The sequence below is a fragment of the Chlorogloeopsis sp. ULAP02 genome, assembly GCF_038404745.2.
Lineage (GTDB): Bacteria > Cyanobacteriota > Cyanobacteriia > Cyanobacteriales > Nostocaceae > Chlorogloeopsis.
Map to the genome: position 1 here is coordinate 20,777 of NZ_JAYKTT020000010.1, position 18,059 is coordinate 38,835.

General features: G+C 40.8%; 13 protein-coding genes. 5 read left to right on the forward strand and 8 right to left on the reverse strand.

Annotated elements, in window-relative coordinates:
• Positions 1 to 263: 263 nt before the first annotated feature.
• The 3 genes from U2718_RS06370 to purU all read right to left on the reverse strand — a co-directional run bounded on the left by U2718_RS06370 (position 264) and on the right by purU (position 6,172).
• Positions 264 to 3,032, reverse strand: a complete 2,769-nt coding sequence (locus U2718_RS06370) for a bifunctional acetate--CoA ligase family protein/GNAT family N-acetyltransferase (protein WP_341998068.1) — start codon at positions 3,030 to 3,032, stop codon at positions 264 to 266.
• Between the two features lie 349 nt (positions 3,033 to 3,381).
• The gene (locus tag U2718_RS06375; RefSeq protein WP_341998114.1) at positions 3,382 to 4,548 is read right to left on the reverse strand and encodes a pyridoxal phosphate-dependent aminotransferase; all 1,167 of its coding nucleotides are present in this window, start codon (positions 4,546 to 4,548) and stop codon (positions 3,382 to 3,384) included.
• 769 nt (positions 4,549 to 5,317) lie between these two features.
• Positions 5,318 to 6,172: a formyltetrahydrofolate deformylase gene (gene purU, locus U2718_RS06380; RefSeq protein WP_341998066.1), complete on the reverse strand. Its 855-nt coding sequence runs from the start codon at positions 6,170 to 6,172 to the stop codon at positions 5,318 to 5,320.
• A 254-nt stretch (positions 6,173 to 6,426) separates the two neighbouring features.
• Here purU and U2718_RS06385 point away from each other — a divergent pair, with 254 nt between their 5' ends.
• Positions 6,427 to 6,651, forward strand: coding sequence for a hypothetical protein (locus tag U2718_RS06385; RefSeq protein WP_341998064.1), 225 nt, complete (start codon positions 6,427 to 6,429; stop codon positions 6,649 to 6,651).
• A gap of 159 nt (positions 6,652 to 6,810) precedes the next feature.
• On the opposite strand, the gene U2718_RS06390 is transcribed toward U2718_RS06385, so the two are convergent.
• From U2718_RS06390 to U2718_RS06405, 4 genes are all read right to left on the reverse strand, one after another.
• Positions 6,811 to 7,428, reverse strand: a complete 618-nt coding sequence (locus U2718_RS06390; protein WP_341998062.1) for a DUF4340 domain-containing protein — start codon at positions 7,426 to 7,428, stop codon at positions 6,811 to 6,813.
• A 132-nt stretch (positions 7,429 to 7,560) separates the two neighbouring features.
• Positions 7,561 to 9,117: a GldG family protein gene (locus U2718_RS06395; RefSeq protein WP_341998060.1), complete on the reverse strand. Its 1,557-nt coding sequence runs from the start codon at positions 9,115 to 9,117 to the stop codon at positions 7,561 to 7,563.
• A 255-nt stretch (positions 9,118 to 9,372) separates the two neighbouring features.
• Positions 9,373 to 10,185: an ABC transporter permease gene (locus U2718_RS06400; RefSeq protein WP_341998058.1), complete on the reverse strand. Its 813-nt coding sequence runs from the start codon at positions 10,183 to 10,185 to the stop codon at positions 9,373 to 9,375.
• Positions 10,186 to 11,199 (reverse strand): ABC transporter ATP-binding protein, encoded by a 1,014-nt coding sequence (locus tag U2718_RS06405; RefSeq protein WP_341998056.1) that lies wholly within the window; start codon positions 11,197 to 11,199, stop codon positions 10,186 to 10,188.
• A gap of 418 nt (positions 11,200 to 11,617) precedes the next feature.
• Here U2718_RS06405 and U2718_RS06410 point away from each other — a divergent pair, with 418 nt between their 5' ends.
• The 4 genes from U2718_RS06410 to U2718_RS06425 all read left to right on the forward strand — a co-directional run bounded on the left by U2718_RS06410 (position 11,618) and on the right by U2718_RS06425 (position 17,640).
• On the forward strand, positions 11,618 to 13,720 hold the full coding sequence (locus U2718_RS06410; RefSeq protein WP_341998054.1) for an S-layer homology domain-containing protein: 2,103 nt from the start codon (positions 11,618 to 11,620) through the stop codon (positions 13,718 to 13,720).
• 70 nt (positions 13,721 to 13,790) lie between these two features.
• Positions 13,791 to 14,492: a hypothetical protein gene (locus U2718_RS06415; protein WP_341998052.1), complete on the forward strand. Its 702-nt coding sequence runs from the start codon at positions 13,791 to 13,793 to the stop codon at positions 14,490 to 14,492.
• A 938-nt stretch (positions 14,493 to 15,430) separates the two neighbouring features.
• Complete coding sequence (locus U2718_RS06420; protein ID WP_341998050.1) at positions 15,431 to 16,210, forward strand: response regulator transcription factor; 780 nt, start codon at positions 15,431 to 15,433, stop codon at positions 16,208 to 16,210.
• Positions 16,211 to 16,287: 77 nt separating this feature from the next.
• Positions 16,288 to 17,640, forward strand: a complete 1,353-nt coding sequence (locus U2718_RS06425) for a HAMP domain-containing sensor histidine kinase (protein ID WP_341998048.1) — start codon at positions 16,288 to 16,290, stop codon at positions 17,638 to 17,640.
• Between the two features lie 119 nt (positions 17,641 to 17,759).
• On the opposite strand, the gene U2718_RS06430 is transcribed toward U2718_RS06425, so the two are convergent.
• A complete protein-coding gene (locus tag U2718_RS06430) occupies positions 17,760 to 18,020 on the reverse strand; it encodes a hypothetical protein (RefSeq protein WP_341998046.1) in 261 nt (86 codons plus the stop codon).
• Positions 18,021 to 18,059 lie beyond the last annotated feature (39 nt).

An 18,059-nucleotide genomic window follows, 5' to 3' on the forward strand; every position in this document is an offset into this window, starting at 1 on the left:
TATGAGTAAATACTCATCTACTAATAGTATATGCCAGTTGAATTAGCTCAATTTCAACCACTTTACAGAAGTTTGCAACTATTCATCATCCATATAACTAACGCAAAATTCCTCTCAAATCCTCTTGCCTCCGTGTCCTACCCTGAGGGAAGCCGCTTACGCGTCTATGCATCCTTTGCGGTTTATTATTCCATCACTCGTGTGCAAGTCTCGATCAATTAGGACAACCCAAATTCGGAGCGATCGCGAAATTTTTGCAGGCATCACAAATTAATCTCTGCTTTTACCAGATCTGGCATACGATGCAGGCGGAAGCCAGCCTTTTCGCAGGTTCTTTGCATAGCTGTATTCTCCGGTAGAATATCAGCAGTGATACGCTTGATGTGTTCATCCTGTCCTACTTGCAGCAGTCGTCTTAGCAATTGTGTACCCAATCCTTGGTATTGAAACTTGTCACTAACCAGCAAAGCAAATTCTGCCTCACTCAAACCATGCAATTTAGTCAATCTGCCTAACGCTATAATTTCACGCTCATTTGTAGTTGGATTTTGATATTCCGCAACCAATGCCATTTCGCGATCATAGTCAATGCAGCACAGACGCATTAGACGTTCGTGGGCAATCCGTTGACTGAGTTTAACTAAATGGAAGTAGCGAAAATAAATACTTTGCTCCGACAACGTTTTATGAAATTTTACAGCTAGCGGCTCATCTTCAGGACGGATTGGGCGGATGATAACGTGCGTGCCATCTTTTAGCGTCCAAGGTGTAACATATTGCGTTGGATAGGGACGAATTGCGATTTTTGGGAGTTCCTCTTCCTTTATATCTGTTGGATGAAGAACTATTCGCGCATCTAGGGCGATGAGACTAGTAGAGGATTTAATTGTAGAAGCAAACAGGGGATTAATATCAATTTCCTTGATCCAGCGTTGTTCTACCAGTAGTTGGGAAAATCTAACTAATAGTTGCTCAACAGCTGCAATATCCACTGGTGGACGTCCCCGCACACCTTTCAGCGCTTTATAAATTCGAGTTTGTTCCATCATTCGCCGCGCCAAGGTTGTGTTGAGGGGAGGAAGTGCGATCGCTCTATCTTTAAACACCTCCACTAATTGTCCCCCTGCACCAAACAATAATACCGGCCCAAACTGCGGATCGAGGCTACTGCCGATAATCAATTCGTAGCCGTCATTCAGGTTCAACATTTGCTGTACCGTCACTCCCAAAAAGTGTTCTGCCCCCACTTTTTCTGTCACAGAAGTTTCAATGGTGTGGTAAGCCCAGCGTACAGCTTTGGCATCCATGAGGTTTAACTGCACACCTCCAACATCAGTTTTATGGGTAATCGTCTTCGACAACAGTTTGAGTACGACTGGATAACCAAGGGAATTAGCACAATCAACGGCTTCATCTGCTGTGGTTGCCACGCAGACTTGTACAGTGGGAATACCATAGGCTTCCAGAATTTGTTTTGATTCCATCTCTGTGAGAATGGTTCGTCCTTCCTGACGGGCTGTTGCAATCAGCTTTTCGGCAAAGGTGCGATCGGGTAATTGATCCCATTTTTCTACTAGCACTGGAGTTTCGTAGATGCCACGCAGGTTATATGTGTACTGCCACATATAAGTAAATACACGCGCTGCTGAATCTGGATAGGGATAAGTGGAAATACTAGCACGATTGAGAATTGCTTCTCCTGCCATCACCTCTGCTCCTCCCATCCAACTTGCCAGGATCGGTTTGCCTTTTAGCGATGTGTCATGAAGCACTTCTACACAAGATTTCAGCCGTTCAGCAGTTTGGGTAGGATCAGTCATTGCTTGGGGAGTGAGAATCACCAAAAATCCATCGCTATGAGGATCTTGGGCAGCAACTTCTAGAGTTTTGGCATAGCGTTCCGGATCGGCATCTCCCAAAATGTCGATTGGATTGTTGTGACTCCAATAAGGAGGCAAAAATTCATTATATGCAGCAATGGTATCTGTAGAAAGTTCCGCCAATTCCCCACCAGTGCTAATCAGACAATCAGTTGCCAGCACACCCGGCCCACCTGCATTGGTGATAATAGTTAGGCGTGGGCCTTTCGGACGAGGCTGTTTTGCTAGTACCTCCGCCATGTTAAACAATTCAGAAATTCTCGTGACTCTCAACACCCCACTACGCCGAAAAGCAGCATCCAGTACTTCGTCACTGCCGGTGAGCGCCCCTGTGTGAGAAGCCGAGGCTTTGGCAGCTGCTTCTGTTCGACCTGCTTTAATCATAATAATGGGCTTAGTTAATGCCACCTCACGAGCCGCAGACAGAAATGAGCGTGCATCTCCTATTGACTCCATGTAAATAACTATACTGCTAGTACGTGGATCGTCACCAAGATAATAAATTAGATCGCCCCAACCCACATCCAGCATTGAGCCAATAGAAATAAAAGCACTAAATCCGACATTTTCTCGCAAGCTCCAGTCCAGAATAGATGTACACAGTGCGCCACTCTGACTGATAAAGCCTACCCTACCCGGACGGGTGATCGCGCTAGCAAAAGTTGCATTCAGTCCTGTATGAGGATTCATTACCCCCAAACAATTGGGGCCGATAATTCTGAGTTTAGCTTTGCGAGCTTCCTGTAAAATTTGTTGCTCTAGTTCTATCCCAAGTTCACCAATTTCCTTAAAGCCAGCAGAAATGATGACTGCACTTTTTACTCCAGCTTCTACACACTGCCGCACTATACCAGGAACTGTTGAGGCGGGTGTGGCTATAACTGCCAAATCTATAGGTTCTGGTAATTCTGCAATATTTTTGTAAGCTTTAATACCCATTACACTGTGGTGTTTGGGATTTACGGGAAATACTGTGCCACCGAAGGGGTTGCTGATTAAGTTCCACAGTAAGGTACGTCCTACACTTCCAGGCGAGTCGCTCGCACCGATGACAGCAACTGTCTCCGGTAAAAAAATAGAACTGAGAGGTTGATGTTCGGAACGTAGAATATCGTAGGTGAGATCGGTTTTAAACTTACTGCTGGATTGCATATCGCTAAAATTCCTTAATCAGGACAGCCTTGTAAAGCTTATAAATCCAGCTCGTAGGTTAAAAGAAACAGTTGAGGAAATTGTGAGGAAATTTAACAAAAGCGCTCAAAAGTGCTGTTTTGATTGCATGAGTGAGCGTTGAGAGAATGGTATTTTTGTGATGCGAGAATTTTTTGTGTTTGCTCAAGCCTGGTTCAACTGACTGCATCGGCGGCTCTTATCAACTTAACTCCGCCATATTCTCATTGCTTTGGTGTGTGAGTGCGATCGCCCTTTTGATGAATTAACAAACGGTGGGCTATGACTTGCGTCTAACCCACCCCACAGATAAATAAAACTTGAATCTTGCCTAAATCCGCGACTTCACAAATTTCTCTAACCTATCCATCCCTTTTTCAATTGTTGCTAAATCGGTTGCGTAGGAGAGGCGAATGTTGTCGTCTACACCAAAAGCAATACCAGGAATGACTGCAACTTGCTGTTCTCCTAGTAAAGCATCACTAAAATCTAGAGATTTAAGTCCCGTTTTGCTGATGTCGGGGAACAGATAAAACGCGCCATCTGGCTGAGGACAACTCAATCCTGGTATAGCATTGAGCCTTTCTAACATTACCTGACGGCGTTTAGCAAAAGCTTGGCGCATTTCTTCGACACAGTCTTGAGAATCTTCTAAAGCCGCGATCGCACCATATTGGGCAAAGGTGCATACATTGGAAGTGCTATGGCTTTGGATGGTGATTGTAGCTTTAATTACATCAATTGGCCCTGCTAAATAACCTATCCGCCAGCCCGTCATCGAGTAAGCTTTGGCAAAACCGTTGCTAATAATTGTGCGAGCAAATATTTCGTCTCCCAAGGAACCAATTGTCACGTGTTTTGCGCCGTCATAGAGAATCTTTTCGTAAATCTCGTCAGACACAACCAAAATATCTGCTTCCACTACTACTTGCGCCAGTGCCTTAATTTCTTCTGGCGTATACACCATGCCCGTAGGGTTAGACGGCGAGTTGAGGATAAATAACTTTGTCTTGGGAGTAATTGACTTTCGCAATTGATCAGGAGTAATTTTATATCCTGTAGAGGCATCTGTAGGAACAATTACAGAAGTACCACCTGCTAGCGTCACCATTTCGGGATAGCTTAACCAATAAGGAGCAGGAATAATTACTTCATCACCTGGTTCAATTGCTGCCAGCATCATATTGAACAGAGAATGTTTGCCACCATTAGTAACAATGACATTTTCTGCTTTATAGTTCAGACCATTATCGGTTTTTAGTTTTTTGGCGATCGCTTCTCTTAGTTTTGGTTCTCCAGAAGCTGGTCCGTACTTGGTTTTTCCTTCCTGTAAAGCCTTTTGGGCTGCGGCTTTGATGTGCGCCGGAGTATCAAAATCTGGTTCGCCAGCGCTAAAACTACAAACATCAATTCCTTCTGCCTTCATTGCCTTAGCTTTCGCTGCGATGGCTAAGGTTATAGAAGGTGTCACTTGACTTACTCTTCCTGCCAGCTTCATCGTCACTAAAATGATCCGTAAATAGGTGTAAAATACATTCAGCTAAGGGATTCAAGTCCCTACGAGCAATTGAAATAGAAGATTTCTTGCGATTAAGTTCTCAACTATTCCAGAATATCTCAGAATCTCGATTGAGAATTTGCTGTCTTGTCATGATTTCATGAATTAGGGGATGTCACCCCTCATCTGATTTCATCTGGAAAATGCTAAACATAGCGGGCTGAGAAGATAGGCTTCGTTAGAGTTCAAAATTTACGGTGGGTTACGGCTTGTGCCTAACCCACCCTACTGGCTACTACGGTAAAACACAGCGGCGGCAGATAAAATAGAACTCAGCACCAGCTTGCGTGTGTCCGTTGCCGTGATGTGTTAGGCATGAGAAAACCTGGAATTCTGGGTTTTGGTTCCATAAGCTCAATCTAATGGTGACTTTTTTGCCTAAACAAGTAGTTAAAATAACTCGTCTATTTTCTGTAAGTCTCGCTCCGAAAGGATTTTAAAGCTCATTAGCTGCATTTACCCAATATTGCTTAACGACATCAAGCGATCACACCCAATGTTGAGCAAGTTACTCAGAATTACTCAAAATAAATGCTTATTGTGAGCTATCTATTGTTTTGATATCACAAGTATTTCTGAATTTTTGATTTCTGCTGATTGGGCGCTGATTGAGTGATCGCTAATTTGTTCAAATCTTCTATCCATGCTTTTGCCCGCCAAGAAATTTATTTCTTGGCGTTTTAGGGGTGAGGTACTGCTTTTTGATCAATCACTCAAATACGACTGTACGATTTCTATACACCAACACGCGATTCTGCAAATGCAAACGTACTGCTCTTGCCAATACAACCCTTTCTAAATCCTTACCTTTTCTAATCAAATCTTCAACTTCATCACGATGGCTAACTCGCACTACATCTTGTTCAATAATTGGCCCCGCATCTAAATCAGAAGTTACATAATGTGCTGTTGCACCAATAATTTTCACGCCACGCTCAAAAGCCTTATGATAGGGATTTGCACCTACAAATGCTGGTAAAAATGAGTGGTGAATATTGATAATTTGTGGAAATTTAATAATAAAATCAGCGCTCAAAATTTGCATATATTTTGCCAATACAACTAAATCAATGTTGTACTGCTGCAATAATTCTATTTGTTTGGCTTCTTGTTCAATTTTATTCTCTTTTGTAATTGGAATATGATGGTAGTCAATACTAAACTGCTCCGCCATCTCTCTTAAGTGGGGATGGTTACTAATGATGAGGGGAATTTCAGCAGTAAATTCTTTGGCACGATTACGCCAAATCAAGTCTAACAGACAATGATCTTGCTGGCTAACCCAAATCGCAATGCGCGGCACAGTGTCGGAAAAGTGCAGTTCCCATTGAGCTTGTAAAGGTTGGGCGATCGCATTGAATGCAGGTGCGATCAACTCACGGGGTAAATTAAAGCCTGCTAATTGCCATTCAATACGCGTCAGAAATAAGCCTGCGGCAAAATCTGTGTGTTGATCTGCATGAATAATATTGCCGCCATTAGAATAGATAAAATTAGCAAATTTCGCTACTAGTCCCCGTTGATCAGGGCAAGAGATTAACAATGTTGCTGTTGGACTTGTCATGATAACGTTACTATATCGAAAGATTGATGTCACCAAGGATAGCTAAATTTAAGCTTAATTAAGACAGCAAAATTAGTATATTTTATTTGAAAAATTTTGTAATTAGAAAAATTTTGTAGTAGTCAATAAAGTTAGTGTTGAATTATTATAGTTAATCGAGCAACAAATCATTTGAAATAGAAAATATAATTATAATTATGAACATCATCGAGCACAATGTTTTCTTTTATATAGCTATTATTATTTACTTAATAATGACTTACTGTTTTTTTACTAACTGGCTGGAGTTCTTTCAACAAGATAAAGACATGAATTCAGGAGAGCGCTCTTTTTCTAGTGCCATTTTGGTGATAGCTACTATTCTATGGCCGATTATCGTTCCTTTTGCTTATTTAGAGTTATTGAGGTTTCACAAAAAACATAAAAAATCTATTGATCAATTAATTCATGAGTCTACTTCTACTTTTGGCGATCGCTAAGATAAAAATACTAATTTATTCATAAACATACTTAAGTTTGTAGTGTTCGTTAACTTAGTGTAATTCACATCAATCATCCTACCAAAAGCCACCAGGCAGCAACCCACAAACTATCATTACCTGATTCAACCTGGTAACGACAACTGGAGCCTTTGGCATTTAATTTTGTGGAGTGGGTAAATTTAGGCTAGGTAAAGGTTTGCCTTCACCAACATCTGGAGTTTGTTTCCACTCCGACAGTTCCCGATTAACTGCATTTTCAAAATCTTTGGATACTAGTAGCACATCTACATTTTCACTTGATTTACGATCAGGATCAGTTTGAGCATATACGAAACTACCCTTAAAGTCAGGCTTACCCAAAATTAACTGATGAGTTTGCTGATTTTTCAGTGCAATGACGATTGTTGCTTGAGGCTGAACTAAACCAAATTCGGTAAGCTGATCAGCTGGAATTGATAAAGTGCGATCGCTTTTACCCTTAACCAATAAATCCATTAAATAAGACACGATCGCGTCACTAGCTGGAGCTTGTTGGGGAGATGTCATCAACCACTTTGGTGGCTCGGAATTATTGTTACGCTCTAAGTTGAGAGTATAATCTTTGGTTTTTACTGTCAAAGACTGTACATCATCTGCTGTAAAAGAGAAAATTTGTTGTGTTTTTTTCTGTACTTCCTCTTGTTGAGTCTTGGAGTAAAATTCATAAAAGTAAACAAAACCTCCTAAACCCAAAGCTAATAGTATCAAAATTAAAGTTGTTCGCTGTAGTTTCATATTTTAGTCATTTGTCATTTGTCATCAGTTAACAGCAACCACTGTACAAGCGGGTTTAAAAGAGAAATTATCGTTTTTAACTCAAAGTTAATCAACAAAATCTACCCCTACTAACCACTAACTACTAACTTTTTATCTTCGCAGCCACCACAAAACAAATGCTGCTGCAAATCCAATTAAAGGTAAAACTAACAGAGAAGATAAGCCAATCACACCAGCTTGCAAATTTGTCAGATTGATACGACGGTTTTTTGATTCTTTAGGGCGAATGGAAAGGGTTTGTTGATTTTGCTGAGTTGCCCAACTGACTGAATTAAGGAATACATCTCCATTTAGCTGCTGTAAAAATGAGCCATTGGTAACAAAGTCTGAATCGCCTATAATGACCATGCGAGACTCGGTAGCAGTTGAGCTAGGGGATGGAGATTCTACTGTTAGTTTACGCTTTAAAGCTACACCTAATGTTAAAGGGCCTTGGCGATCGCTTTCCTTATTGAACTGCAAGTTTTCGTTTTGTAAATCGCTTTCCGCCCAAGTGTTGGGATAAGCTTTTGTCAGTAGTATGGGAGTAGCTTCAACACCAGGTACAGGTGTGGTATAAATCGGTCGTGCTAAACGATAAAAAGAAATACCGTTGCCAAAATCTTTTGTAATCGGATGCTGTCCGTAATCTGTCACAATTGGCACAGCAGGGCCAAAAGCAACACTACCAGAGACATCAACTGCTAAACGATTGTCCAGTTTTACACCCCATTGTGAGAGTAAACTATCGAGTTTGGAATCTGTACCTGGGTCGAGCATCAGTAACAAATTACCACCGCGATTGAGATAGTTTTGTACTGCTGTGACTTCACTGTCCAAAAGTCCTCGTTTGGGATCGGCTATCACCAAGACATTAGCATCACTAGGAACACTAGATTTTTCTGTGAGATTGAGTGGGGCGGTGGTGTAATTTTTGTTGCCAAGAGCCTCAATAGCCTGTGACATACCATTTTCACTTGCATCAAGTGGGCGTTCGCCATGTCCTTGTAGGAAGTAAACTTTGGCACTCGTTGGATTAACGATTTGTTGTAGGCTGTTAGTTAACTTGACTTCTGAGAGGCGATCGCTAACATTTACCGTCTGCACCAATTGGCGTCTATTTCCAGATTGTAGGTAAACTTCACCATAATCTTTGACACCAAATTTCTCTGCCAGTGCAAATCTAGTTTGCGGATCGACGAACTCAAACTGGAATTGAGGATTTTGTTGACGATAATTATCCAATAATTCTCGGTCTTGCGGATTTTGAGCTACATCAAATACCCAAACTTTTACGGGTTGTTGTAAATTTTGTACCAATTCTTTTGATTCGGGCGCAAGGGTAAATAACTGAGTTTCTGTCAAATCTGCTCGAAAGTAGTAGCGAGTTGCTAAAAAATTAATTAACGCTAAAATTGCTAAGACAGCAACAGATGCTACTAAGGCATTAGTACTAGCTTGGGTAGAACGACGCCCCCACCAGCTACTGTATCGGCTTTTTCCTCCTAACCACAAGCCAATAATTAGTATGCCAGAAATTATCAACGCTAAGGGTATTGCTCCCCATTGATCTGTAATTAAACCTGTTATTAAACCAGCAACAACTAGGGATTGGCCAATCCAAAATAATAGATATTTCCAAGTTTTATTTTTTGCAATAATCTTCATTTTTTTAGTTACTTGTCCTTTGTCATTTGTGCTTTGTTATTAGTCATACGTCCTTAGAGATTATTTATAAAGTAAACCTTAAATTGTAGGATGCGTTAAAGCAGCGCGTAATGCACCGCATTTATTGATGCGTTCGGCTAATCTGACTCTCTTAAACGCTCAAATCCCTACATAGCCGTAACACATCCTACTTAATATTAACTTTATATATAGCCTCTTACTGATGACGAATGACTGTTGACTAATGACTAATAACTACTGTCGTTGAAAGCGGAGTGCATCAATTGATTGTGCTGTGAGAAAGATCCCTAAAATTATGTAACTGCCAAATAATACCAAGCTGCCAGTGTCAAAAATTCCTTGGATGAGAGTATTGTAATGTTTTAATAGTGATAAATGCCCCAAAGCTTCTCCGATAGGGCCGCTAATATTTTTAGCTACTAAATCAATAAATAACAGCAACAAAATGACTGCAAAGGTAAGTACAGCGGCCAAAATTGTGCTGTCTGTCAAAGAAGAAATAAACATTCCCAACGATAAAATTGCTGCTGCGAGCAGAATTAGTGCTAAATGTCCAAGCAGGGGAATGATGGGTGGCATTGATGGAGTTGATCCACTCAAGGCGATCGCTTCCAATGCCAGCAATGGTGCTACCATCGTGATAAAAAATGTTAGCACTCCCAATAATTTACCTACAGCTACTGCCCAATTAGTCACTGGTGAAGTAGCTAGCAGTTCTAAAGTGCCGCGCTTGCGTTCTTCGGCATAAAGCCCCATCGAGAGGATTGGCAGCACAAACAATAACAACCATCCCAACCGATCTAGAAATGCCCGCACAAATTCATAAGGCACGTCTATTGGTGGTACTGGAATTCCAAATTGTTGTCCTTGCAAATCTGCTGCTGCTACTGCTGTTAAGATACCGTCTGGCCCCATCAAAATTAGAACCAAGAACAATCCTGCTAAAAACCAAAAAATGCCAGCGATCGCATAAGCCAAGGGAGAGACAAAATAACTCTGTAACTCTCGACGATAAATGGCAATCACATTACTCAGTATTACACTCATTTAAGCTGCCTCCTCCTCATTAGTTATTGTTGAGTCAGCCTCATTTTCTGGAATATTTTCTTCTGTAGTTAGCTGCAAAAATACATCTTCTAATGTGGCACTAACACGTCGCATTTCATACAAGTTAAATCCAGTACGTAGCAATGCTGCCGCAATTTCCTTTCCTGGTTCTGTACCTGGTTGCGAAATTACCCGCAGGTAAATACGCCCATCTTGAATAGGAGTATGACTTGGTAGTGCCGTTGCAGTAATCGATTCTACCAGCTTTACACCTGGCAGATTGTGCAGCATTTGTTTAGCTAAACTTGCTTCGCCTTCAATTTCTAATTCATAGCCTGAACCAACTGTTAATTGAGTTAACAGATGTTCTGGGGTATCGGTAGCTACTACTTTGCCGCGATTAATAATAGTTACGCGGTTACAGGTCATACTTACTTCTGGCAAAATGTGAGTGGAAAGAATAATGGTATGGGTTCCAGCCAAGCTTTTAATTAAATTTCGCACCTCAATAATTTGTCGGGGATCGAGTCCTACCGTGGGTTCATCTAGAATAATTGCTGGTGGATCGTGAACAATTGCCTGAGCAATACCTACTCTTTGACGATATCCCTTAGATAATTTGCGAATAATGACGCGGCGCTTTTGTTGTAAGTTGCAACGTTCTATCGCTGCTTTCACTTTCGCAGAGCGATCGCCTGCTGGTACTCCCTTAATCCGTGCCACAAAATGCAAAAATCCTTCCACCGTCATTTCCGGATATAACGGTGGTGTTTCAGGTAAATAGCCAATCCTTTGCCGCACAGAAAGAGAATTTTCATGGACATCGAATCCAGCAATTCGCGCTGTACCGCTCGTTGCGGGCAAATAACCAGCTAGAATTCTCATAGTGGTAGTTTTGCCAGCGCCATTTGGCCCTAAAAATCCTAAGATTTCCCCTTTTTCGACGTTAAAAGTTACATCAGTAATTGCTGGGGTAGAGCCGTATATTTTACTCAAATGCTCAACTTCAATCATTGGTATCAGTTATCAGTTATCAGTTATCAGTTACCAGTTCCCATTCCCTGTTCCCTGTTCCCTCAACCCTATTCCCTTTTATTTGTTGTGACATTCTCTCATAGAGGTCTGTCTAGTAAATGACGAGTTTATGAAAATGAAACCACAAATTCACAAAACATCAAAAGTAGCTTACAAGATACAGGTGACAGCTTGGTTAAATTCCTCATGTTTCTTGCTTTCCCCTACAACGCCAGTCGCACGCGACTTGCACTCAACCAGGGAACCTCCAAGGGCGCAGTGGTTCCCGATCCCCTTCTATTTTTAAAACCATCTGACTATATTTTCATATGCAGACATAAAGTTCTTGTCATTAGGTAAATCAAAAGTTATTTTTGATTGTCATCATTTAAAATTTTTGCTCGTATATAAATAGTCAATGGTCAACTCTATCCTCGTTGCTACACTTTATGTCAACCCCGTAACGGGGAATGATAAAAATGCGGGGACGCGGTTGCTTCCCTACAAAACTCTTACTCGTGCCTTAAAACTATCCAGAACTGCAATCATTATTCAGCTAGCACCAGGAACTTATAGTTCTGCTAATGGTGAGCTTTTCCCGCTGATCGTTCCAGGTGGAGTGATGGTAGTGGGTAATGAGGCAACCAAAGGTCAAGGTATTATCATTTCTGGAAGCGGCGAGTATCAAAGTGAAAGTTTTGGAGCGCAAAATATTACACTGCGATTACTAGATGATTCTAGTCTGATGGGTGTGACGGTGACTAATTCCATTGCCAAAGGTACTGGTGTCTGGATTGAATCAAATGCCTCACCAACTTTGGCTAATAATACTTTGATTGGCTGTGGACGTGAAGGTGTTTTTGTCAGTGGTAATGCCAAACCAGCAATTTTAGATAATGTGTTTGTAGAAAATGGTGCCTCTGGGTTATTCATGGCACGTCATAGCAAAGGGGAAGTGTTACGCAATGTTTGGCAACGCAATGCGATCGCCATCGCGATTAGTGATTTTGCTGCTCCTTTGCTTGCGAATAATCATCTCTCCCAAAACCAGACTGCGATCGCTCTTGCTAGAGAAGCACGACCAGTTCTGCTGCACAATATTATTGAAAAAAATCGCCAAGGTGGTTTGTTGGTGAATGGTAACGCTATCCCCGATCTAGGTAGCGCTCACAATCCAGCAGGTAATATTTTTCGCGACAACGAAGCTTTTGACATTCAAAATGCTACATCAAATAAATTAGTTTCTGCTGGCAATCAACTTAATCCTGTGGGCATCAAGGGTTTAGTTGAATTAAGCGCAACGGCAGCAGAAGCTCCCAAGTTAGTGACTGTTAGTACTAGTTTTTCCGATTTGCGGGGACATTGGGCAGCAGCTTTTGTGGAAGCCTTGCTAAGTAAAGGTTTAATTAGCGGATTTGGCGATGGTAAGTTTCAAGCTCAAGCCCCAATGAATCGTGCCGCGTTTGCCGCCATGATTACGAAGGCTTTTGATGTACCAGTAAAAAATCAAGCATCTAAATTTACAGATGTTAAATCAGACTTTTGGGCAGCAGCAGCGATCCAGCGTGCTGCTAATATGGGTTTTCTTGGTGGATTCCCGGATGGGACTTTTCGACCAGGACAAAATTTAACCAAGATTCAAGCAATTGTATCTATAGTAAATGGATTACAAATCAATGGTGGCAATCCTAATGTGTTAGCAGTATATCGCGATCGCGCTCAAATACCTAGTTACGCAATTGACGCCATTGCAATTGCCACTCAAAAACTATTGGTAGTCAATTATCCACAAACCGAACTATTAGAACCGTTGCGGGATATCACTCGTGCTGAGGTAGCAGCATTAATTTATCAGGCGTTAGTAGCCAACGGCAAACAAAAACCCATTGTCTCTCCCTATATTGTCAATCCCGATGCAGATATTCCTTCGTTTACCGACATTATGGGGCATTGGGCAGAAGGGTTCATACGGGCATTAGTAAGTATGAACTTAACTCGTGGTTTTGCTGATGGTACCTATAAACCAGATCAGTCTATGACTCGTACTCAATATACGGCTTTAGTTGTAGCTGCATTTAACCCAACTCCTAAACGTCCAGTACCAGATTTTACTGACGTACCTCCAGAATTTTGGGCATATAAGGCGATCCAACAAGCCGCACAAGGTGGTTTTGTCGGTGGATTCGGCGATGGCAGTTTTCGTCCGCAGCAAAATGTGCAAAGGTTACAAGTGATCGTCTCCTTGGTAAACGGGCTTACCTTACCACCAGCTCACGCTGATACTTTATTAAATTTTAAGGATCGCCATAAAATCCCTGAATATGCCCGTACAGCTGTTGCAACTGCTACAGTGCAAAGAATTATAGTTAACTACCCAGATCCTAAGCAAATCGAGCCTCTGCGAGAAGCAACACGGGCAGAAGTGGCAGCAATGGTGTATCAAGCTTTAGTTGCAATTGGGCGATCGCCTAGCATTCATTCACCATATATTGTTTCCCCTTTTGCTGTTGGCAGCAAGTAGAATTAAGAACACCTCTTGAAAAAAGACACTCTTGGGACAAAACACTGTAGCAAAAAGCGCGGTAGGCTATATGCGAAGGGAGAACAATTTAGCTGTATTGCCTCAAGTTGATAGCCCAATGTTCACGCCAACTTTGGGAACATCTGCTGACTTGGCAATAGCCTTATTAATTCACTATAGTTTCGACCTCAGTGGTTATGGTGCTACTGAACTAGTTGAGCGCTGGCAAAATCAATTTCCAGATGGCTGGCTACACTTAGCGGTAATTGAAGCACTATATCAAGGTCGCTACAAAGCCATATCGGTACAGCAAATATTAACACTCTGGCAACGACGCGATCAGCCTAGTTTTCATTTCAATATGGAATTTGAACGCCTGATTTGCGGTAAATTTCCTGAAAACTTAACCTCGTTTGCAACTCCATCCCTAAACTCTGCTCATCTTCATGAACAGAGATATCAAGGAAATGTAGCAGGAGTAGTTTCTAATTCACCTCAATTGCCATCTTATAAAAAACACTCTTCTGGGCATTTACAAGCAGAGGAATCTCCTTATAAAAATGGTTCTTCCACCCTCAAGCTTCCTACTCCCTTACCTCCTGTCTACCATTCTCCATCGAGCGAGCACAAGACAAAGCTACTACCACCCGCTGTCAATCACCCACCGATTGAACAATTCACCCCCCAAAGGTGTGATCGCTCGCAATCTTTCACAGAAAAACTCAAAGCGATCGCCCAAGAAGAAAATCAAGATGAAAACAGCTTAGAGTAGTCCCCAGGGTTGCTTACTCCTCTATGAAACGTCATCTCATCTTCATCAGCGAGATATTATTTGGGATCTAGCAGCTTTTGTTGAGTTTGCTAGTAATTAGTACTAAATACTACTAAGTAGTAAGAATTTGATAAACTATTTATCGAAATAAATTTTTTAAGTACAATACGTTATATAATATTGGTTTGCGTACTTATTTTTAATTTACCTGCCTAGTTTTAGTAAAAAGCATAATTATTTACATTAATATGTATAGAGTTTTCTAGTTTTACGGTTAATTCCTAATTTACTCAAGCGACGTTCATAATTTGTTATTTACCTAAAGTTAAAGTATATCTGCAAATCTACCTCTTAAAAAGAGATATTCATGACACAATAGGGATTTACTGAATTACGCTTGATTGAATAACTTTCATGTTAGTTATTAGATAGAATAAATAAAATTTATTGGCTAAAATAAAGGCTGAAACAGCATTTTCAATAAATTTAGAAAATCTAATCCTAGAAAAAGCTTGTTTAAAGTTTTACTTCAGTTATAATAAGGCGTGATGTTAAGTAGAAGGCAAATTGCGGATAGCAGAAAGTGAAAGCCTGTTTCCACCTGCTGTCTAGAAATTAGTATTTCATATTTAAATGGTGTCCACCTGCTGTCTAAAAAGTAGTCTTTTGAATTGAGATGGTGTGCACCTAGTGTCTAAAAATTAGCAACTTATTATTGAATGAAGCTCACCTATTGTTTTGACTGAATCTAAAATTAAGTATAAGCGTCACAAAGCTAGAAAAAGCTCAAAAAGTCTAAAAATCGCTTTATAGATTTAGAGTTTAGTGGAAGTAAAAATGCACTGCTGATTATATTGATTACAAAGCGGTTTACAGCCAAAAATTGAAAGTTACTTCTACCGTTCCCACAATGCTGTTTCTCAAGGAAGCTATTCATCATGAGAATCTTGCTAGCAGAGGATGATAAGCGTATTGCCGATTTACTTGCAGAAGCTCTTGCTACCCAACATTACATTGTTGATATAGCTACTGATGGTGAAAAAGGTTGGGATTTTGTGAGGACTTTTGCTTATGATTTATGTTTGCTGGATGTGATACTACCAGAACTAGACGGTATCAGCCTTTGTCAGCGGGTGCGCTCTCATGGTTATCAGATGCCAATTATGCTGGTGACTGCTCGCGATGCAACTAATGATATAGTTACAGGGTTGGATGCAGGTGCAGACGACTATGTGCGTAAACCGTATAATCTCCAAGAATTATCGGCTCGCATCCGAGCTTTATTGCGTCGTGGAAACACCACTTTATCACCTGTGATGGAGTGGGGAAGTTTGCAAATCGATCCTAATATTTGTCAAGCCACTTATGAGAATCAGCCTTTACATCTGACTCCTAAAGAGTATCGTTTATTAGAGCTTCTCCTTCGTCGAAATGGTTGCATTCTCAGTCGTAGCGATATTCTAGAGAATCTTTGGTCTTTTGAGGAGCCTCCAGAAGAAGATGCAGTCAAAGCTATTATCAAGCGTTTAAGACAGAAATTGAAGGCAGCCGGAGCACCCAGTGATTTTGTGGCGACAGCTTATGGCATGGGCTATTATCTCCAGAATTGTTCACAAGAGCAAATTTCCAATTATGAAGAGCCTCTCTCTTGCCAGAGTGTGAATAATAGTTCTAGAAACGGCAGGGTAGGTATTTCAAATAGAAAAATCCGCTCTTAGTAAGGGATGCAATGAAAAAATCTAGGCAACAGAAGCCGCCATTGAGTTGTATATAGCATTCATTCAGCCTAATTTTCATGTTTCAATCTCTGCACAGACGTTTTCTGTTTCCATTGCTAAATAGACGTTTTACACTTGTGCTACTTTCTGTGATCGCAATTTCAGTACTGCCTGGGGTATTTTCTTTAGAAAATCATAGATATTTTGTAGGTAAATCTCAAAATTCCTCTCTGCATCCAGTAAAAGATTTGAATGATCGCCTGCTGGCTTTAGCTCAGAGTGCTGCTCCTTCTCTAAGGAGAATAAAATTTCAAGGATTGCAAGGTATAGAAGAAACAGGGTTACCTTGGCGTCAATCTTTAAAGGAAGGGCAAGGGTTGGAATGGTTTGATGCCAACGGCAAACATCTAGTAAGTGAAGGAAATACTGCCCCTAACACTCCTTTAGCTAGAGTTTTATTTTCTTCGCGTTTAAATAGGGATGCTCCAGTCATAGAACAAAATGGACATATCCGTTCTGTGTCGATCGCTGTATATACTAAGGAAGCAGCTAGGGAAAATGAGCGGTTAGAAGGCTACATTCGAGCTAGCGAGCTTACCCATCAAGTGGCATTGGAAGCAAAATCGCTGGAATTGGAACTGGAATTAGTTGAACTAGTGTTCATAATCTTAGCCGGTACCATTACCGTAAGTCTGTTTTGGTTTACGTTGAAGCCACTCAAGAAGAGTTTCCGGCAGTTACAACATTTCAATGCCGATGTTGTACACGAGCTACGCAATCCCTTGACGGCGATATTTATCGCCGCTGAAGTGATGCAAAGTCAATCACAACAGCTAAATCCCCTAATTGCAAAAAAGCTGGCGGTGATTCTCAGTTGTACTGAGCAGCTAACACGTCTTGTAGATGATCTATCTATGCTATCAAAGCTAGATGAGGTGGACAAAGACTCTCGTGTTCATCATTCTCTTATTCCTTTGGATGAACTGCTACAAGATTTGGTAGAGCGGTTTGAGGCTCAAGCGGAAAACAGAAATATTCATTTCGAGTCACAGTTACCTACTGGCATATTCATAACAGGTGATGCTCATCAACTTAGTCGTTTATTTTCAAATCTCCTAGAGAACGCCTTTAAATACACAGCAGCAGGAGGAAGAATTGCTCTGATGTTGAGAATCGAGAAACGATTTGCTGTTGTACATGTAGAAGACACTGGTATTGGTATTCCTCAGGAGAATATACCACTTATCTTTGAACGTTTTTGGCGCTCTGATAAAGCAAGATCTAAGCAGAAAGATGGTTTGGGATTAGGATTGGCGATCGCAAAAACTATAGTAGATAGACATAGCGGTCAAATTAAAGTTAGAAGTACAGTAGGAGTGGGTAGTAGCTTTCTAGTCTACTTACCATTAGCCGGAAGTAGAACTGCCTAAATCAATTTTTGATATTCCCGTGTTGGCTCAAACACAGATCATTTTCGGATAGTGAAGATTAAATTTAGTCTGATGTCCAGTTGAGCAGTTTAGCAACTTGTTCTGGTAGTGTCATGGGGTTAAACGGTTTGGCGATCGCTCCTGCTATACCCATTTGTTTGAAACCATTTTTTACCAGAATCAAAGTACTTGGTGATTTGTGGTTTTTTTGAATTCAGGTAATTTTTTTCAAATCTCTCTAACAAATTTGCAGCCTTATAGACTTGTTCCCATGTCTTTTCAGATGCTTCTAATAGCAAATTATTGCCAATTATGAGATATTTTTCAACTTTAGCAAATATAAACAGCTTCGGAACTTCTAACAAAGAAGGAATTTTCATTTTCAAGCTCCTTGAAAGTTAAAAATTTAATAACAATTT